The sequence below is a fragment of the Thermoflavimicrobium dichotomicum genome, assembly GCF_900114055.1.
Taxonomy (GTDB): domain Bacteria; phylum Bacillota; class Bacilli; order Thermoactinomycetales; family Thermoactinomycetaceae; genus Thermoflavimicrobium; species Thermoflavimicrobium dichotomicum.
The window spans coordinates 92,031-111,212 of sequence record NZ_FORR01000006.1; the positions used below are offsets into that span (position 1 = coordinate 92,031).

The 19,182-nt window shown below is 41.5% G+C and carries 17 protein-coding genes and 1 pseudogene; 14 read left to right on the plus strand and 4 right to left on the minus strand.

Annotated elements, in window-relative coordinates:
• Window position 1: 1 nt before the first annotated feature.
• The 14 genes from BMZ78_RS08160 (at window position 2) to BMZ78_RS08225 (ending at window position 14,912) form a co-directional block, all read left to right on the plus strand.
• Window positions 2-1,063: an ABC transporter permease gene (locus tag BMZ78_RS08160; RefSeq protein WP_245739787.1), complete on the plus strand. Its 1,062-nt coding sequence runs from the start codon at window positions 2-4 to the stop codon at window positions 1,061-1,063.
• A complete protein-coding gene (locus BMZ78_RS08165; RefSeq protein ID WP_175482364.1) occupies window positions 1,060-1,992 on the plus strand; it encodes an ABC transporter permease in 933 nt (310 codons plus the stop codon). The genes BMZ78_RS08160 and BMZ78_RS08165 overlap by 4 nt, the downstream gene beginning before the upstream one ends.
• A 211-nt stretch (window positions 1,993-2,203) precedes the next feature.
• Entirely contained in the window at window positions 2,204-3,505 is a 1,302-nt protein-coding gene (gene yfmF / locus BMZ78_RS08170; protein WP_245739788.1) for an EF-P 5-aminopentanol modification-associated protein YfmF, read from the plus strand.
• A complete protein-coding gene (gene yfmH, locus BMZ78_RS08175) occupies window positions 3,492-4,784 on the plus strand; it encodes an EF-P 5-aminopentanol modification-associated protein YfmH (protein WP_093229450.1) in 1,293 nt (430 codons plus the stop codon). The genes yfmF and yfmH overlap by 14 nt, the downstream gene beginning before the upstream one ends.
• 60 nt (window positions 4,785-4,844) lie before the next feature.
• Complete coding sequence (gene ymfI / locus BMZ78_RS08180; protein ID WP_093229451.1) at window positions 4,845-5,594, plus strand: elongation factor P 5-aminopentanone reductase; 750 nt, start codon at window positions 4,845-4,847, stop codon at window positions 5,592-5,594.
• Between the two features lie 111 nt (window positions 5,595-5,705).
• A complete protein-coding gene (locus BMZ78_RS08185) occupies window positions 5,706-5,960 on the plus strand; it encodes a DUF3243 domain-containing protein (protein ID WP_093229453.1) in 255 nt (84 codons plus the stop codon).
• Window positions 5,961-6,103: 143 nt separating this feature from the next.
• A complete protein-coding gene (locus BMZ78_RS08190) occupies window positions 6,104-6,868 on the plus strand; it encodes a DUF3388 domain-containing protein (protein ID WP_093229454.1) in 765 nt (254 codons plus the stop codon).
• 32 nt (window positions 6,869-6,900) lie between these two features.
• Window positions 6,901-7,863: a helix-turn-helix domain-containing protein gene (locus BMZ78_RS08195; protein ID WP_093229456.1), complete on the plus strand. Its 963-nt coding sequence runs from the start codon at window positions 6,901-6,903 to the stop codon at window positions 7,861-7,863.
• 39 nt (window positions 7,864-7,902) lie between these two features.
• The gene (locus BMZ78_RS08200; protein ID WP_093229457.1) at window positions 7,903-8,616 is read left to right on the plus strand and encodes a helix-turn-helix domain-containing protein; all 714 of its coding nucleotides are present in this window, start codon (window positions 7,903-7,905) and stop codon (window positions 8,614-8,616) included.
• A gap of 160 nt (window positions 8,617-8,776) precedes the next feature.
• On the plus strand, window positions 8,777-10,195 hold the full coding sequence (locus tag BMZ78_RS08205; protein ID WP_175482365.1) for a helix-turn-helix domain-containing protein: 1,419 nt from the start codon (window positions 8,777-8,779) through the stop codon (window positions 10,193-10,195).
• Between the two features lie 120 nt (window positions 10,196-10,315).
• Entirely contained in the window at window positions 10,316-11,158 is an 843-nt protein-coding gene (locus BMZ78_RS08210) for a helix-turn-helix domain-containing protein (protein ID WP_093229460.1), read from the plus strand.
• Between the two features lie 312 nt (window positions 11,159-11,470).
• Window positions 11,471-12,049, plus strand: a complete 579-nt coding sequence (gene pgsA, locus BMZ78_RS08215) for a CDP-diacylglycerol--glycerol-3-phosphate 3-phosphatidyltransferase (protein ID WP_093229462.1) — start codon at window positions 11,471-11,473, stop codon at window positions 12,047-12,049.
• Between the two features lie 29 nt (window positions 12,050-12,078).
• Entirely contained in the window at window positions 12,079-13,332 is a 1,254-nt protein-coding gene (locus BMZ78_RS08220; RefSeq protein WP_093229463.1) for a competence/damage-inducible protein A, read from the plus strand.
• On the plus strand, window positions 13,329-14,912 hold the full coding sequence (locus BMZ78_RS08225) for a DEAD/DEAH box helicase (RefSeq protein ID WP_093229465.1): 1,584 nt from the start codon (window positions 13,329-13,331) through the stop codon (window positions 14,910-14,912). The genes BMZ78_RS08220 and BMZ78_RS08225 overlap by 4 nt, the downstream gene beginning before the upstream one ends.
• Window positions 14,913-15,001: 89 nt before the next feature.
• On the opposite strand, the gene BMZ78_RS08230 is transcribed toward BMZ78_RS08225, so the two are convergent.
• The 4 genes and pseudogenes from BMZ78_RS08230 to BMZ78_RS08245 all read right to left on the minus strand — a co-directional run bounded on the left by BMZ78_RS08230 (window position 15,002) and on the right by BMZ78_RS08245 (window position 19,092).
• Window positions 15,002-16,876 (minus strand): PTS fructose transporter subunit IIABC, encoded by a 1,875-nt coding sequence (locus BMZ78_RS08230; RefSeq protein ID WP_093229466.1) that lies wholly within the window; start codon window positions 16,874-16,876, stop codon window positions 15,002-15,004.
• Between the two features lie 12 nt (window positions 16,877-16,888).
• A complete protein-coding gene (gene pfkB / locus BMZ78_RS08235) occupies window positions 16,889-17,800 on the minus strand; it encodes a 1-phosphofructokinase (protein WP_093229468.1) in 912 nt (303 codons plus the stop codon).
• Window positions 17,797-18,548 (minus strand): annotated as a pseudogene (locus BMZ78_RS08240) (DeoR/GlpR family DNA-binding transcription regulator). Before BMZ78_RS08240 ends, pfkB begins: the two are co-directional and overlap by 4 nt.
• A gap of 229 nt (window positions 18,549-18,777) precedes the next feature.
• Window positions 18,778-19,092 carry a metal-sulfur cluster assembly factor gene (locus BMZ78_RS08245; RefSeq protein WP_093229469.1) on the minus strand — a complete coding sequence of 105 codons (315 nt, stop codon included), beginning with the start codon at window positions 19,090-19,092 and terminating at the stop codon, window positions 18,778-18,780.
• Window positions 19,093-19,182 lie beyond the last annotated feature (90 nt).

Below are 19,182 nucleotides of genomic sequence, written 5' to 3' on the forward strand. Positions count from 1 at the left end.
GTTGTCTCAGTTAAATAAGCAATCAACTATCGTTACTGCATTGATTTCGATTTTTTTGGGAATTGTTGTAGGAGCCATTGCCATGCAATTGGCTGGTTATAATGCCATTACAGCTTATCAAGCACTCTTCCAGGGCTCTTTGTTTCAAGCATTTGATTTGGGGGAAACGATTCGAACAACGACTCCGTTGATTTTGGCGGGATTATCGGTAGCCATTGCTTTTCGAACAGGACTGTTTAACATTGGTGTAGAAGGTCAAATGATCATAGCACAATTGTCTGCACTCATTGTTGGAATCAAGTTAAACCTGCCACCTGGTTTACATGCGATTGTGGCTGTACTGGTAGGAGGAATCGCTGGAGCATTGTGGGCCTTTCTGCCTGGATTTTTAAAAGCAGTACGCGGTGTGCATGAAGTGATCATTTGTATTATGATGAACTTTATTGCTCTGTACTTATCCAATGTGTTAATTCGTAACTGGTTAACTGAAAGTGGAGCTGATTCTACACCGAAAATTTCACCCAATGCTTCATTGCGGGTTGACTTTTTATCCGAAATGTTTGATCATTCCCGTATTCACTTGGGGATCGTTATCGCATTGTTAATGGCCTTTGTCATGTACTATTTGCTGTGGAGAACGAAGTTGGGATACGAATTGCGGGCAGTTGGTTACAATCCATATGCTGCAGAATATGCTGGCATGAATGTAAAGAGAAACATTATCGTTTCCATGTTAATCAGTGGTTTCTTCGCTGGTTTGGCTGGAGCTGGTGAAGTACTTGGGACGCATGGATATATAGCGATTCAATCCGCATTTACGGGAATCGGATTTGACGGAATTGCTGTAGCTCTTTTAGGTGCAAATACGCCGATTGGTGTCATTTTCTCCGCATTATTGTTTGGTGTTTTAACCTACGGATCACAAAATATGGAACATATGGCACAAGTTCCTCCTGAATTAATTCGTGTCGTTGTTGCTGCCATTATTTTCTTTGTGGCAGCCAATATATCTGGTAAATTGTTAGATGTTGTGAAGACAAAGAGGAGGGCAAAAGAATCGTGATTGATATTTTAACCAATATATTGCAAACGACGGTTCTTTATGCTACACCATTGATTTTGGCTGCAATGGGCGGGTTATTTTCAGAACGGTCTGGTGTAGTCAATATTGGACTGGAAGGATTAATGACCATTGGGGCATTTACCGCAGCCGTTACAACCATCAATACGGGAAGTCCCTGGATCGGGGTTCTCGCTGCCATATTGGCAGGAATTGTTCTGGCATTGCCTCATGCGATTGCTTCCATTACGTTTAAGGCAGATCAGGTGGTTAGTGGTGTAGCGATCAACTTTTTAGCTTTAGGTTTGTCAGTCTACCTGGTCAAATATTTATATAACTCAGGGCAAACACCAACCGTTCAAAAAAAGATTGAAGCATTATCAATTCCTGGTTTGAGTGAAATTCCGGTATTAGGGCCATCATTATTCAAAGCGACTGCTTTTACCTATATTGCCATAGCTATTGTGATCATCAGTTATATCATTTTATATAAAACAACGTTTGGCATGCGGCTTCGTGCAGTTGGAGAACATCCACATGCAGCAGAAACAGCTGGAGTAAGCGTTATTCAATTGCGTTATATAGCGGTTCTCATCAGTGGAGCATTGGCAGCCATTGGTGGTGCTTGTTTGTCTATTTCGATCGGTAGTGAATTTAACCAGGGAACAGTAGCTGGACAAGGGTTTATTGCTTTGGCTGCTTTAATCTTTGGTAAATGGAAACCATTTGGCACATTGGGAGCTGCCACCTTCTTTGGTTTTGCGGTTGCCCTGTCTCTCATGGGACAATTGATTGGTTTGGTCAAGTATGTACCCAGTGAAGTGTTGAGTATGGCCCCTTATATATTAACGATTCTGGCACTGGCTGGATTTGTGGGACGTGCAGTCTCTCCCGCTGCTCTTGGCAAACCTTATGAAAAAGGTAGCCGTTAAAATAAAAAACCTTAGCTATAACAGCTAAGGTTTTTTATTCAAGCATAATTAATAGATAATTCTGTAAAAAATAAATATCCGTGCTTCGAGTGAGCTAGATTTTTAAAAAACTTTTTGGATATACTAAAAAAGGCGTTACAAATCATTTCCAACGGGTGCGGATTGATCTATAATGGAAAATATATCTATGCCTTGAAGGAGAGGTGCCAACGTGACATACTCCCAATTTGAAACGATTTCAATGGGTAATATACGCATTCATGTGTATGCAAGCAAAAAATTTAAAACAACGACCTTATCCGTAATGCTGCAACAACAATTATCCCCAGATACAGTAACAAAAACAGCATTGCTGCCCAATGTGCTGCAACGTGGAACTGCTTCATATCCTTCAACATTGGAACTGAAAAGGAAACTGGCTGATTTATATGGAGCGATACTTTTTGGGGATGTATATAAACGTGGCGAAAGACATATCATGCAATTTGGTTTGGAAATTGCCAATGAACAGTATTTGCAAGAAAAAGACTCCCTACTTTATGCTGGCTTGTCGTTTTTATGTGAAGTCCTTACGAAACCGGCAACAGAAAATGGAGTCTTTGTTGATGCCTATGTCCAGCAGGAGAAAGCCATCCTCAAACAAAAGATTGAGAGTCTGCAGGATGACAAGATTCGCTATGCTGCCCAGCGCAGTATAGAGGAAATGTGCAAGAATGAACCGTATGCGTTATTTAATCATGGGCGCTTGGAAGACTTGCCAGGGATCAATCCACAAAATCTATATACATATTATCAAGAGGTACTCAAGACATGTCCGATGGATGTATACATTGTAGGAAATGTATCCGCTGATGAAATTGTACAAATGCTCAGCCAACTGTTACCAACTGAGCTGGTTTCTGCCGAGAGAGAGTCGGTTCACGTTTCTGACGTTGTTCATCAGGTCCGTGAAGTCAAGGTAGTGGTCGATCGATTGGATGTCAAACAGGGAAAATTAAACATGGGGTGTCGCACGCAAATCTCAGTGAAAGATCCTGAATATCCGGCTTTACTGATGTATAACGGAATTTTGGGAGGCTTCCCTCATTCGAAATTATTCATCAACGTGCGCGAGAAAGCGAGCCTGGCTTATTATGCTTCTTCAAGCGTAGAGAGCCATAAGGGATTACTTACCATTCAATCGGGGATTGAAATTGAAAATTATGAAAAAGCGGTGGATATTATCAAGCAACAGCTGGAAGCGATGCGAGCAGGACAAATCAGCGAAAATGAAATTCGCCAGACAAAAGCGACCATTTCTAACCAATTCAGGGAGCAACAGGATCGTCCCTATGATTTGATTAACTTCCATTTCCACTCCATTTTAAGCGGAGTTGAACGCACACTCCCGGATTTGCTGCAACAAATTGAACAGGTGCAAAAAGAAGATATTCTAAAAGTAGCTGAAAAGGTGCAATTGGATACGATTTATTTCCTGCGAGATCAAGGGGGAAACCCAGATGCAAAAAATTGAACATCAACAAGTTCAAGAAAGATTGTATTATGAGAAACTACCCAATGGATTAGAAGTTTATATTCTGCCGAAAGAAGGATTTGCCAAAACGTATGCCACTTTCACCACCAAATATGGCTCGATTGACAACACCTTTCAGGTTAAAGGAAAAGAGAAAGTAACCGTACCTGATGGGATTGCCCATTTTTTGGAGCACAAGATGTTTGAACAGGAATCAGGAGAAGACGTATTTCAGCAGTTTTCCAGACAGGGAGCATCAGCAAACGCTTTTACAAGCTTCACCAGAACGGCTTATCTCTTCTCCTGTACCAGTCATGTGGAAGAAAACTTGACCACTTTGCTTGATTTCGTACAGAGCCCTTATTTTACTGATGAAAATGTTGAGAAAGAAAAGGGAATTATAGGACAGGAGATTCGGATGTATGACGATAATCCGGATTGGCGCGTTTATTTCGGCTTAATCGAAGCAATGTATCAAAAACATCCAGTTAAAATAGACATAGCTGGAACCGTTGAATCCATCTCGAAAATTACCAAAGAAATGCTGTATACTTGCTACCATACTTTTTATCATCCAAGCAATATGCTGTTGTTTGTGGTTGGATCAGTAGACCCGGAAAAGATTATGGCCTTGGTAAAGGAAAATCAGGCAGCCAAATCTTTCGAACCGCAGGCGGAAATTCTTCGATTTTTTGAGGAAGAACCCGAAGAGGTTGTAGAAAAGCAAAAAGAAATGAAACTGAGTGTGGGGATTTCCAAATGTATGTTTGGTTTTAAAGAAAGCCGGCAATACCTCGGTAAAACAGGAGACAGCATGCTCAAACAGGAATTGGCGACGAAAATTTGTCTGGAAGCACTGATTGGTTCAGGATCCGAACTCTATCAATCCTTATACAATGAAGGACTGATTGATGAACATTTTGGGTTTGACTATTCTTTGGAACAGGGATATGGTCATTCGATGATTGGCGGAGACACGCCCGATCCAGACCGCCTGCTGTCCCGCATTCAAACGGAATTACCAAAGCTCATCGAAAAAGGGATTTCGGCCGAGGATTTTGAGCGTATTCGCAAAAAACGGATAGGTTCCGCTCTTCGTTCTCTCAATTACCCTGAATGGATTGCCAACCAATTTACTGGATACCGCTTTAATGGAATTGACTTATTCCAAATGATTCCGGCGTTGGAACAGCTCACGGTCGACGAAGTGAATCAACGAATGAGAGAACATATGAATTGGGATCGTTTTGCCATTTCTTTGGTTAAACCATTGACATAAGGAAGTAAGAAGCGTATCTTCAGTGCTTGGGAAGATACGCTTTTTTTTGGAGGGAAAAGAATGAAGCCACTGGCTGGGCACACAGCATGGATTACAGGAGCAAGTGGTGGAATCGGAGGAAGCATTGCCATTACACTTGCCGAAGCAGGGGCAAATATTGCAGTTGGTTATTTTAAAGGGAAACAGCAAGCCGAAAAGATCGTACAGGATTGTCAAAAAAGAGGAATCCATGCTTTTGCTGTAAAGATCGATGTGACGGATTTCTCTTCGATGCATGAAGCTTATCAACAAATTCGCTATGCAATGGGTGCTCCCACTTTGCTCATTCATAGTGCGGGTATATCACAAGTTGGATTATTTCAAGATGTGACAGAGAAACAATATGAAAAAGTCATGGATACCCATGTGCGAGGAGCTTTTCATTTGATTCAGTTAGGATTGCCCTATTTGTTACAGCAAAAAAATGGACGCATCATTCTACTGTCATCGATATGGGGTGAAACCGGCGGTGCCGGTGAAGTGTTGTATTCTGCAGCCAAAGGTGCCATTAATGGTATGACCAAGGCTTTAGCCAAAGAACTGGCCCCATCAGGGATTACTGTCAATGCGGTAGCTCCTGGGGCGATTCAAACACCCATGTTGGAGAAGCAATTAACCCCTGGTGAGCAAGAAGAGCTGGCTGAAGAAATTCCGATGGGAAGATTGGGAATGCCTGAAGAAGTAGGGTCATTGGTTCGATATCTTTGTCTTCCTGAAGCCTCTTACATTACCGGGCAAATTATTCATATTAATGGTGGCTGGTATACATAGGAATTTCCTTGCGTACAGGCGGTTTGGTGATGGAGTCTTCCGCATAAAAAAAAGGTGTATTGGTCATATTACACGTAGAATGATTTAAGTCAACAAAGGAGGCTCCTGATTATGTCCGTTTTAGAAAACTTCCAGGAATGGAAGAACTTTTTGTCTTCACGTGTAAATCAAGCACAGAATATGGGGATGGATCAGCAAACCATCAGTAATTTGGCTTATGAATTGGGAGATTATCTGGCTAAGGGTGTCGATCCAAAAAATGAACAGGAACGTTTATTAAAGGATCTTTGGGATGTCGCCGATGAGCAGGAACAAAAAACCATTGCGGGATTAATGGTGAAATTAGTTAGTGACGGAAACAGATAGGATATAGACAAACGCCCAAATGGAATATGGGCGTTTTGTCTTTTAAAAATAAATGGTACTTTTATGGAAAGACTTCGCACATTTTTAAACATATGGTATACTTAAGAACATAAATTAGGGCAAAATGGGGAGGAGTGTGCTCATTGAATCATGATGAATGGTATCTGGAATATGAGATTCACAAGAATCGTCCAGGATTATTGGGAGATATAGCTTCCTTATTGGGAATGCTTTCAATAAATATAGTGACCATTAATGGGGTAGAAAATCAGCGCCGTGGCATGTTATTAAGGACGAATGACCATAAAAAAATTGAAGTGTTAAGGCAAATATTGCATCAAGTGGATAACATCACAATTACTGCCTTACGTCCTCCAAAATTAGTGGATCGAATGGCTGTACGGCATGGCAGATATTTGGATCGTTGTTTGGAAGATAAGAGAACATTTCGTTTTACGCGGGATGAATTGGGTTTACTGGTTGATTTTATGGCGGAGCTATTAAAAAGGGAAGGGCACCAACTCATCGGCGTACGAGGAATGCCTAGAGTTGGCAAATCGGAATCGATTGTGGCTTCCAGTGTCTGTGCAAATAAAAAATGGATCTTTGTATCTTCAACGTTACTGAAGCAAACGATCCGAAGTCAGTTGGCACATGACGAACTGTCTGAACATCATGTGTATATCATTGATGGGATCGTATCAACCATGCGTTCAACGGAACAACATGATATGCTGATTCGCGAAATTTTTAGAATGAATGCGAGCAAAGTCATTGAGCATCCCGATATTTTTGTACAGAATACGGAATTTACGCTGAATGATTTTGATTACATCATTGAACTGAGAAATGATCCCGATGAGCAAATTACCTATGAAGTTGTGGAACGAGGAACGGAATTTTTTTGAAGATAGACAAAAATGATTCAGGAGGGGCAATCATGTTATCTGTTGGTCAGCAACTCAAACAAGCTCGTAAGCAGTTAGGCTATAGCCTGGAGGAAATGGAGAGAAGAACAAAAATTCATATCAGCTATTTACGGGCTCTGGAAAGTGATCATTTTGAGTCTTTGTCCAATCCGGTCTATGTTCGTGCCTATATTCGAGCATATGCAAAAGAATTGGGGCTGCCCGCACAACCCCTTATTGATCAATATGAAAGTATGTCGAAAAATGCTGTCACTCCACAAGGAGCTACGAATCCGCAAATTCGTTCATCACGAACGGATCATAACCAACAATTTGCGCGTAATGAAAGAGAAAAAACGACCAAATTCAATCCGATTTCCTCCCCTTCCAATCCTGATAAACAGGCACTGGATATGAACACGATTTATATGAGCAGTCCTCATCTTAATCGAAAGTTTTTACCGCGGAAAGTGGCAATGAAGGCCAAAGAATCGACTTCATTATCAAGGGATAAGGGCAAGAAGAAGGGGAGGTCATTCACACTGATCGCAGTGATTGGTGCTTTATTGTTAATTGGTGGAGGAGGTTACTACTATTATAGCAGTTTATCTGATGAAAAACCAAAATATCAAGCATCTTTGGATTCTACGCCCAATAACCCTCAAGTCAAGAACAAGATGACCCCTCTGCTTGAACCGGGTGAAGCCAATGATTTATTGGGACAAATGTTTTATATTACAAATGTGGACAGGCTGGAAGTGAAGTTTTTGGGAAAAAATGAGCCAACAAAGTTTCGATATGGTGCATCAAAAGATAATTATAAAGAAGGCATTTTAAAACCTGGAGAAGTTTTTAAAATGGACACAAGTGGAAAAAGCATGGTTTGGTTCTGGCTGGAGGTTCCGTCCAATTTTGAAGTTACCATCAATGATCAACTTTTGGATACTTCTGCTCAAGATCTTGCAAAAAGTTATCGTGTGCAAATCAAAAAATAATCTTTATAATATGTTTGTAGACAAAGGAGGTGATCATATTTGTCTGTAGAAATTGGTAAACAATTAAAACAGGCACGCCAAGCACTTGGAATGAGTATAGAAGAGATTGCAGAGAAGATTCATATTGATATAAAATATGTAGAGGCCATAGAGCGAGGGCGATTTGACCTGTTTCCGAATCCGACCTATTTGCGTTCTTACATACGGATCTATGCGAAACATGTGGGGTTAAATCCACAACTGCTACTAAAAAATGCAGGCTTGTCTTTTACAGGTGACCATACTCATTCAACTCAACGGGTCCAAACCAGAGCTTATCGCACGTTAAATCACACAAATTCGTATTTGGGAAACCAAAAGCCCTATCAGGAAACTGGTTCCTATCGCTTGCAAGAAACCAAGCGTTATCAAATGAATCCGATTCCACAGCAAGAAGAGCAAAGAGAGGTAACGCGTTCAAATAGATCCTTATCTGTTAGCCGTGATCATGATCTATTGGTAGAAACCCGACCATATCGAGGGAGAAGGAATGTTTCTCCATCAGATAGCGAATTGATTGATCCATCGGTTCATATGTCTGAACAAAAACAGAAATTGTCTCGCACGGAGAAATTAAGCAGAACAGGACGGAGAAGTAAAGTAAAACAAAAGAAAAAAGCTTCCCAGCCTGTTTTTACAGGAATTTTGATAGCGAGTACTGTGTTGTGGGTCATTGCCGCATTGGGTTTGGTTTATCTAAAAGTAAATAGTTAGTAAAGCTCTCAAACTTGTGAGAGCTTTTTTGACACATGAGTCTTCCCCGTGATATGCTGATAGCGAAATAATTTGAAATAAAAATTTTTTGGAATGAGTTATCGAATGTTTCCGTTTTAGGGATAGCGGACATTCAACAACCTTTAAGGAGGTGGCTGGGGTGTCTGTTGAAATAGGTTCGTTTTTACGTCAAACTCGAGAACAAATCGGGCTATCTCTTGATGAGGTTCAGGAAAAAACCAAAATTCAGAAATCATTTTTGATTGCTATAGAAAACGGAGAATTTCATAAGTTACCGAGTCCATTTTATGTTCGTACATATCTTCGCTCATATGCCAATTGTTTAAGGATCGAACCTCAGCACATATTACGTCAATATCGTAAACAGGAGCAAGAAGAGAGATTCTTGAATAAAGGAATACACGGCAGTAATCGTTTAATGCAAAGTACAGCAAGGCATATTCCTGTTAATCAAGGATCCTTTTCAGATACTGGAAGTACCCGAACACAAAGTCATGCAGGAATGAACAAAACCAGACGAATCAGCAGGCAAACGGCGTTGACAGTGGCATCCGGACAAAATCAGTATAAGCCAAAGAGGGCAAATCGTTTCGCAACCCAGCAGTTTAATCCGAGCCTGATTGAACAATCCATCCAGGAACAGGCAATAGCCAAAGAACTGACGGCTCCAGGGTTTGAAAGACGAAAAGAGAATAGTATACCTCCTTCGCCGATTCAGAAGAAAAATGAAAATATAAATCAAACCAGTGTATTTACAAGGGAAAAAACAAGAATGTCTCTACGTCCCCAAAACCAAGGGCAAATGGAAATGTCTGCATCGTTTTCTGCTAGTAAAAGACAAACGGCTCCTGGACAAGCTGTAGGAGCTAATACAGATCCCGGAAGGGATTTGCGTAGAGATACGGGCCAAGGCAAAAGACAAGTGTCTAAAAGCTTTGTTAAAACCAAACCCGAGCCATCTCAAACCATTCCGCCAGAAGTGGAAAATAGAGCAGAAAGTGATGAGAGGCCTTTTCCAACACGGGGTAGAAGAGGAAAAACAAAAAGGCGCCAAGGACCAGGCAAACGCTTAACCATGGTCTTTATAGCGACAGCTGTTTGTATTCCATTGGTCCTGTTAAGCTATTACTTGCTGTTCAAGGATGATAAAAACCAAACAGGACAGGCCCAGGAAAATAAATCTGCTGTAAGTCAAAACCATCCTGATTCATCGAATCCTCCTCCACCCAAGGCTTCAGGCGGAGCTGTTGGTCAGGTCAAATTATTGGATGCAGCAACCAATAAATATGTATTGGAAAACGGGACGGAGTTACAAATTCGTATTGAAGCAACGACGGGTAGTTCGTGGATTAATATTCGTAATCAGTACGAATATAGCAAAACAGATTATGTTAAAGATGTAACACTCAAACAGGGAGACGCCCCGTTAGAGATGCAATATTCATTTGATGAAAATCCTGAACTCTATATTCAGGTTGCGAATCCGAAGAATGTAAAAGTTTATTTAAATAATGAACCGATTAAAGTGGCAGGGCTCATCCAGATTACGAAGAAATAGCGAAAAAGCCAGCTTTGTATAAAAAATGAACAGGCTGGCTTTTTTTTTGACTTTTTTTCTGAGTATAAGATATACTTGAGAGAAATTGGACGTAAAGACATCAGGAGGTACTTGATAGTGATGTCCAACCCTGTAACAGAATCCTTGCGACTTGCTCGGGAACGAAAAAAACTGACTGTAACACAAGTGGAAGAACAAACCAAAATCCCTGCACGTTATATTCTCATGATTGAAAAAGGAGATTTTTTGGCTTTACCTCCTCATGTACCTGGTGAACAATATATTCATTCCCTGGCTTCCTTTCTGGAAGTAAATCCAGATCCGATTTTAAAAGCTTACCAGGCAGCCAAGCATGGAACAAACCAGAGATCACTTTCTACAACCTCTTCGCCATCCGGGCTGACTGTCTTTTTATCAAGAAGAGAGACCATGAAAATAAAACAGCAAATGAGGCAGGACTTAGCGGGAGGTTGGAAAAAATGGCTTACCCGTTGGTATGTTTATGTCCCGATTGCTGTTGTGATCTTGTTGATTCCTGTTTGCATCTGGTTATGGAGTGATGAAAAGTCCACTCCTTTACAGGCGGATGCTTCCGGATCCATTAGCCCGAGCACGTCTGGACAACAACCGTTGAAGAAAAATTTGGCAGAGGTTGAACTGGTGCAAGCAGCAGAAACAAGTGAATCAGGCGTGGATGTTTATCAGGTAAAGAATGTCGATCAATTGCACATCAAAATAAAAGCAAAAGATCCAACAAAAGTGGTTGCACGTGCAGAGGATAAAAAAGGGAAAGTACTTTTGGAGGAGACGATTCCAGATCAGGCAACCAAAGAACTGTCCCATGAAAAAGGGATTTATCTGAAAATATCCCGGCCAGGTCAAGTGGTTTTGTCTGTGAACGATATTGTGATTGATACTTCTGAAATGAAAGAAGCACATACATTCCAATTTAAATTGAATTAATTTCTAATTATAAAGAGCAGAAGGGTGACCCGTTAACGCCTTTCTGCTCTTTTTGACACGTATAATCCGCTTAGTTTATACTTACCTAAGAATTACTTTAAAGAGCATGACATGAGTGTGATGGGATTTTGCTTTCTTTGCGGGAGGATGTGTGGTGTAATTAGAGCAATCAGTCAATTGCGACCAGCCACTTTCAGCATATATTTTTATCGTGCTGCTTGCTTGTCATTTGGGCGAAGTATCTCGTTACTCTTTGAAGTGAGGGGAACCTCCGTGTTCATTGAGAGCGATCGATCGGGGAGGTAGGTTTTTGTGAACTTGGCCAATAAGATTACGCTTGTGCGCATTTTTCTTGTGCCTGTTGTGATGATCTTCTTATTGGTACGCATTGATGCTGGGTATATTCATATCAGTCATACCACTTTAAGAGTAAGTGAACTCGTGGCAACCCTTATCTTTATTTTGGCTGCGGTGACGGATGGGTTAGACGGTTATATAGCACGGAAAAACAAGATGGTGACCAATTTGGGGAAATTTTTGGATCCGTTGGCTGATAAATTACTGATTACAGCTGCGTTAATTTCTTTGGTTGAAATGCAAAGACTGGAAGCGTGGATCGCGATTGTCATTATTAGCCGTGAATTTGCGGTTACAGGGCTTCGTCTGATTGCTGTAGCTGAAGGTTATGTGATTGCAGCGAGTCCACTTGGAAAGATAAAAACGATTATACAAATTGTGGCGATTGTTTCGCTAATGTTAAATAACGTTCCGTTTTCCGTTTTTTCTTTCCCATTTGCAGACATTGCTACAATATTAATGGTAGCCATCACTATTATATCTGGTTTAGACTATTTCTACAAAAACAGAAAAATTGTCACCTTTACTAAATAATAGTTTTGGGAGGAGAAGGGATTCCATTCATGAATGCAGAGATTATTACAGTAGGAACCGAATTGATTTCAGGAAAAACGCTGGACCAGCATTCTCAATATTTATCGAGAGAGTGTTACAGTTTGGGAATTCCTGTTTATTATCATACTTCTGTTGGAGATAATGATAAGCATCTATATGATGTAATTCAACAAGCCAGTCTGCGATCGCAATTGGTATTTATATGTGGTGGGCTGGGACCGACAGATGATGATTTATCCAAAGAGATATTGGCCAGGTTTTTACAGGAAGAACTGGTTCAGGATTCAGAAGTTTTAGCGCATTTGGCCAAGTTTTTTGCTAAACGGTCAGGTTCCATACCTCCAAATAACTTTAAACAGACGTATGTGTTTAAAAATGGAGTCGTATTCCAGAATCAACATGGTACAGCTCCAGGCTTAGCCGTAACCAAAAATAATGTGACATATATTTTGCTGCCAGGGCCACCCAAAGAATTACAACCCATGTTTGAAACCAGTGTCCGCCCTTTTTTGATGCAATTATTATCCAATCAATCCGTGATTGTTTTGCGCGATCTTGCCTTTTTTGGCATCGGTGAATCGCGTCTGGAAGAGGTACTTTATGATTTGATACAAAACCAATCCAATCCGCAGATTGCTACATATGCTTTAGATGCAGGTGTTATTTTAAGGCTTACGGCTTTCGCGACAGATCAAGAAGAAGCTCAAAGGTTGATAACACCTTTGGAGAAAGAGATTTTCAGACGAGTGGGAAATTATTGTTACAGTACAAAGAATGAATCATTGGAAGAGGTTGTTTTCCAATCCTTAAATCAGCAGAAGAAAACGGTTGCCTTTGCTGAAAGCTGTACTGGCGGCTTGACAACCCATTTACTTACAATAGTTCCTGGATCTAGTAAAGTCCTAAAGGGTGGTCTGATTTGTTATACCAATGAAATCAAATCTTCCTTGGTGAAAGTACCTGAAGAGATATTGGAAACGCATGGGGCGGTCAGCTTTCAAACAGCGAAATGGTTAGCAGAGAACACACGTGAACAATTTGCTTCGGACTTTGCATTAAGCATCACAGGTGTAGCTGGTCCTGAATCGGTGGAAAACAAACCGGTGGGAATGGTATGGATTGGCTTGGCGGAAGAAGGCAAGACCACACGAGTCTATCAATTGGACCTTCATGGGTCTCGCCGGCGAATTCAACTGATGGCGGCAAAATATGCTTTATTCATCTTACAGCAACGTTTAAAGAAAGGTGAACCAAAGAAATGAATCGTTTTGAGCAATTTCTATTAAGTCCAGATATTTTAAAAGGAATTCAGGATTTGGGGTTTGAAGAGCCCTCGCCCATTCAGGCAAAATGCATTCCCGCTATTTTGCGCGGAGAAGATGTGATTGGCCAGGCGCAGACCGGGACAGGGAAAACGGCAGCATTCGGGATTCCTGTATTGGAGAAAATCGATACCGGGCTAAGTGCAGTCCAAAGTATTGTTTTAGCGCCTACACGTGAACTGGCCATTCAGGTTTCGGAAGAAATTCGGCGTATCGGTCGCCCAAAGCGTGTTAAGACATTACCCATTTATGGAGGACAAGCGATTGGCCGACAAATCAAGGCTTTGCAACAAGGGGTTCATATTGTGATCGGAACCCCCGGACGATTATTGGATCATCTGCGTCGCGGTACATTGAAAACCAATCATGTACAGATGGTCGTCCTGGATGAAGCTGATGAAATGCTGGATATGGGATTTATTGATGATATTGAAGAAGTGATGCGATTTGTACCAAAAGGGCGTCAGCTTTTACTTTTCTCTGCAACCATGCCAACGCCCATTCGTCAATTGGCCCAAAAGTATATGCGAAAACCAAGATATATTACAGTCAATCATGGTGAAGTAACGGCTCCGGCCATTACTCAGGTTTATTATCGCGTGCTGGAAAATTTTAAAGTGGAGGCTTTATGTCGCATATTGGATAGCGAAGAAATTGATCTGTCTATTATTTTCTGTCGAACCAAAAAGGGAGTCGATGAATTGACCGAAGCATTACAAGCTCGAGGCTATTTGGCAGGTGGATTACATGGTGATTTGACTCAGCAGCAGCGTGATCGGGTTATGAATGCATTTCGTCAAGGAGAGATCGAACTCCTGATAGCGACAGATGTAGCGGCGCGTGGAATCGATGTGGGGAGCGTATCTCATGTGGTCAATTACGATATTCCGCAAGACGTGGAAAGTTATGTCCATCGCATTGGGCGAACAGGACGGGCGGGGCGGAGAGGGATTGCTCTCACTCTGGTTACGCCAAGAGAAATGAAGCAGCTTCGCCTCATCGAGCAGGAAACAGGAGCGCGTTTGACACCCAAAGAGCTTCCAACACTGGAAGAAGTGGCGTCGAAACAGCAGGAAAGCTGGATTGCACAAATGGAGGAGACGATTCAATCGGATATTGATTTTTCTTTGTTAGAAGATATGATTCGTCAGTTGACAGCAAAATTCTCAGCGGAAAAAATCATGGCCGCTGCTTTGCATTTGGCTTTCTTTGACCGGATCACCAAAACAGAGGAATCCGCATACAATTTTGGCGAAACAGGTGCTGCGCCTGGAATGGTCCGTTTCTTTATCAATGTAGGTCGTAATGCAAATCTGGGTCCACAGGAACTGGCAAAAGCGATTGCAGAGCATGCAGGCATATCCCATCGGCAGATTGGTAAAATCAATATTTATGATCGTTTCTCTTTTGTAGAGGTTCCGAAAGATTTGGCTCCATTTGTTTATGAAGCGTTAAGGCAATCCAAGATCAACGGGGCAAGAATCAACATGGAGCCAGCCCGACCACGAACCAAGTCTTAACCGCCTGTCAGTTGGGCGGTTTTTTTCTTTAAAACGATTAAAAAAAGGACAGACATCTCTTTTTCCAAAGAGAGCCTGTCCTAAGCAAACTATTCTTTGATCTCTTTTTTCAACAATCCAACCATAATCGCTGTGACAACGGAACCAATCAGAATGGACAAGATGTAAAGCCAAGGGTTTCCATCGACAATGGGAATCACAAAGGCACCACCATGAGGCGCTGGCAGGCCAATATTGAATACCATTGCAAGTGCTCCAGCGATCGCAGAACCAGTGATAATTGATGGGATCACGCGAGCAGGATCAGCTGCTGCAAATGGAATGGCTCCTTCGGTGATAAAAGATGCCCCCATAATATAGCATGTTTTTCCAGCATCTCGTTCTGCTTTGGTAAATTTGTTTTTGAAGAAGGTTGTAGCAAGTGCAAGACCCAATGGAGGAACCATTCCTCCGGCCATAATGGCTGCGTGAGGAGCAAAATTTCCAGCATCGATCATGGCAATACCAAAAGTAAAAGCCGCTTTGTTAATCGGGCCACCCATATCAAATGCCATCATTCCGCCCAAGATGAGACCTAAGAGAATTCGGTTGCCAGTACCAAGATTTTCAAGCCATATTTTCAAGCTGTCATTTATGGCTTTGACCGGTTCGTTCACAATAAAAATCATGATGCATCCAGTAAACAGGATACCGAATAGCGGATAGAGTAATACAGGTTTGATCCCTTCCAGTGATTGTGGTAGTACTTGAAACACTTTCTTTAGGGCTACAACCAGATAGCCGGCCAAAAATCCTGCGATTAATCCGCCTAAGAATCCGGCCCCTCCATTGGCTGCCAAATATCCCCCTACCAGTCCAGGGGCAAAACCAGGACGATCTGCAATACTCATTGCAATAAAACCGGCAAGAACCGGAATCATGAGGGCAAAGGCATTTTTTCCACCGATGTCCATTAAGGTTTTGGCTATGGGGTGAAAAGATGGATCATTGGGATCCGAGGCCTTGATCCCAAAAATAAAGGAGATAGCAATTAAAATCCCTCCACCAACCACGAAGGGAAGCATATAAGAAACACCATTCATTAAGTGTTTATAAAATCCCGTGCGTTGACGGCGTTGATTTTGATCAGATTGCGCAGCGTCAGGATCACTTCCCTGGTAGATGGGGGCATCCTGGTTTAAGGCACGTTCAATCAATTCCTGAGGTTTATGGATCGCTTCAGCTACCGGAACCTGAATGACATGTTTTCCACGAAAACGTTCCATCTCCACTTGTTTGTCAGCAGCTACGATAATGGCGACAGCATCGGCGATTTCCTGTTCCGTTAATCGATTTTTGACCCCACCTGAACCATTGGTTTCGACTTTAATGTCCACATTCATTTCTTTGGCCTTGGCTTTTAGTGCATCCGCTGCCATAAAGGTATGGGCAATGCCTGTTGGACAGGCAGTAACGGCTAAAATCTTTCCGGTTTCTACGGATGGTGACTCTTCAATCTCATCGGTTGTTTCTGTTTCATATTGGTTGATGGCTGCCAGGATGTCATCTTTGGCGGAAGCGTTTTCGATTTGGGTACGAAAATCCGGATTCATGAGCAGAGTGGATAAACGGGCAAGTGTTTCCAAATGTGTTTCGTTTGCTCCTTCAGGAGCGGCAATCATAAAAAATAAATGACAGGGTTGATTGTCCAGTGACTGATAGTCAATCCCTTTTTTCGAACGGCCAAATGCAAGCGCTGGAGTTTTTACGGCACTTGTTTTGGCATGGGGAATGGCAATTCCTTCACCAATTCCCGTAGTGCTTTGAGATTCTCGAGCCAGGATGGCTTCTTTGAACTTCGCTTTGTCTTGCAGACAGCCAGATCGATCCAGGACGTTGATGAGCTCGTCAATGACTTCTTCTTTGGTGCTGGATTGCAAGTCAAGGATGATGGTATCACGCTTGAGCAAATCCGTGATTTTCATTTTCCTCCCCCTTTACAGATGCGTAATTTGTATTTTTTGAACGAGTTGTTCTACTTGGGACCTGGTACATAAATTGGGTGAAAAAGCGGTTGCACTTCCAGCAGCGACGCTATATTGAAAAGCTTTTTCCACGTTTTTTTCTTTTGCATAAATAGCCAGAAAACCGGCAATCATGGAATCGCCAGCGCCGACAGAACTTTTGACATCACCCTTTGGAGCGTTTGCGAAGAGGGTCATCTGTTTGTTAAAAAAGAGAGCTCCTTTTTCTGCCATTGATACAATGACATTTTCAATGCCCATTGAAACAAGTTGCTTGCCGTAGGTAATGATATCGTCTAAAGAGGTAAGGGTTGTATGAAACAAATCACCTAATTCGTGATGATTGGGTTTGATTAAAAAAGGTTGGCATGAAATGAGTTCTTTTAATGCTGTACCGCTGGTATCCACAATGATTTTTACTTTTTTCTCCATTAACCTTTTCAAGATGGAGTGATAAAAGTTGGCTGGAAGTGAAGAAGGAATGTTTCCAGCTAAAATGAGATAATCATTTTCTCTTAAGTTTTGCATTTTTTCAAGTAATCGGGCTTGTTGTTCGGTGCTAATGGATGGGCCTTGACTATTGATTTCTGTCTCCTGATCGGACTTCAACTTCAGATTGATTCGTGTTTCCCCAGTAATGTTGACAAAATCGTAAGCGATTTGTTCCTTTTCCAACTCATGGGTGATGAAGTCACCTGTCAGTCCTCCGATAAACCCCAGGGCGACGTTATCCACCCCTAATCGCTTTAATACACGGGAAACATTGATACCTTTTCCACCGGGGTATTTCATCACGTTTTTTGTGCGATTTAATTTGCCGATTTCAAATGAATCCATTTCGATAATGAAATCAACGGATGGGTTTAAGGTACACGTATAAATCATGTTCTCACAACCTTGATCGAAGTTTTGGATTGATAGGGCTTGATTTTGTGCGCATCTGCATGGTTGGTAATGATGATGGCATCAGATAATGGAGCAATCTTGGCAAATGTGCTTTTGTCAAATTTGGTATGATCAGCCAGGATATAAGCCTGTTGTGAGAGTTGGATGGCTACTTGCTTGACAAATGCTTCTTCTGGATCAGGTGTTGTATAGCCATGATCTGGATGAATGGCATTTACTCCGATAAAGCATTTGTCAAAGCTGTAATGTTCAAGGCTTTTAATTGCATTTCGACCAATTAATGCCTTTGTTTTCTTTTTGACAAAGCCACCGGTTAAATAGGTAGGAATATCATAATTTAATAAAGCTTCCAGATGCATGACTCCGTTGGTCACAACAATAATATCTTTTGCTTTGATGTAGGGAATCATTTGTAATGTAGTGGTTCCTGCATCCAGGTAAATACAGTCCTGTTCTTGAATGAGACTGGCTGCATATTTGGCAATAGCCTGTTTTTCCTGAATGTTTTTCGTTGATTTCTCAATTACACTTAATTCTTCTCTTTTTTGCCTTAATAAGGTTGCCCCACCATGGACACGTTTCAGTTTTTTTTTTCTTCCAACTGTTTCAGATCACGGCGAATCGTAGACTCAGAGGAAGATGTTGCCTCTACCAATTGTTGAATGGTAGCGATTTCTTTTTCAGCCAACAATTCCAGGATAATTCGGTGTCGTTCAGCAGTGAGCAAGAAATCACCTCTTTCATGGAATTTCATTTCAATCATAATGTAATCCCTTTCAAAAATCAATCAAAATTGTTCAATATCAATCATTAAAAATCAATTTCAGTCAAAAACAGTCACTTTGTCTATTTGTCTCAAAAAAAGAAAAAGACGATACAACCCATTTATCGAGATGTATCGTCTTTGTATGTGGAACATGGAAGTGTTCCTTGTTTAATTAAATTGGATATATGGTTTAATCCGGGATCCCAAGGGCAATCTTGGCATATCTGGACATACGGCTTTTATCCCAGGGCGGATTCCAAACGATTTGAACATTGACGTTTTTGACTCCCTCGATATCTTTGACGGCATCATTCACCTGTTGGCTAATCGTGCCGGCCAATGGACAGCCCATGGCGGTAAGGGTCATCGTAATTTCTACATTGCCCTCATCATCGATTTCCACACCATAAACCAATCCCAGGTTGACAATATCGATGCCCAATTCGGGGTCATTTACTTCTTCCAGTGCTTCCATAATCTGTTCTTTCATTTTTTCTTTGTCCATGCTGCAAACCTCCCGTTTTCATCCTATGATAAATCTACCCTAATAATCAGGAGAATTAACAAAGTAACAGGTTTTTTTAGATATTCTACA

Excerpts from the sequence above, each read along its gene's own strand:
- pfkB (WP_093229468.1), bottom strand. The coding sequence starts at position 17,800 with ATGATTTATACGTGTACCTTAAACCCATCCGTTGATTTCATTATCGAA.
- yfmH (WP_093229450.1), top strand. The coding sequence starts at position 3,492 with ATGCAAAAAATTGAACATCAACAAGTTCAAGAAAGATTGTATTATGAG.
- ymfI (WP_093229451.1), top strand. The coding sequence starts at position 4,845 with ATGAAGCCACTGGCTGGGCACACAGCATGGATTACAGGAGCAAGTGGT.
- BMZ78_RS08195 (WP_093229456.1), top strand. The coding sequence starts at position 6,901 with ATGTTATCTGTTGGTCAGCAACTCAAACAAGCTCGTAAGCAGTTAGGC.
- BMZ78_RS08210 (WP_093229460.1), top strand. The coding sequence starts at position 10,316 with ATGTCCAACCCTGTAACAGAATCCTTGCGACTTGCTCGGGAACGAAAA.
- BMZ78_RS08245 (WP_093229469.1), bottom strand. The coding sequence starts at position 19,092 with ATGGACAAAGAAAAAATGAAAGAACAGATTATGGAAGCACTGGAAGAA.
- BMZ78_RS08185 (WP_093229453.1), top strand. The coding sequence starts at position 5,706 with ATGTCCGTTTTAGAAAACTTCCAGGAATGGAAGAACTTTTTGTCTTCA.
- BMZ78_RS08225 (WP_093229465.1), top strand. The coding sequence starts at position 13,329 with ATGAATCGTTTTGAGCAATTTCTATTAAGTCCAGATATTTTAAAAGGA.
- BMZ78_RS08220 (WP_093229463.1), top strand. The coding sequence starts at position 12,079 with ATGAATGCAGAGATTATTACAGTAGGAACCGAATTGATTTCAGGAAAA.
- BMZ78_RS08230 (WP_093229466.1), bottom strand. The coding sequence starts at position 16,876 with ATGAAAATCACGGATTTGCTCAAGCGTGATACCATCATCCTTGACTTG.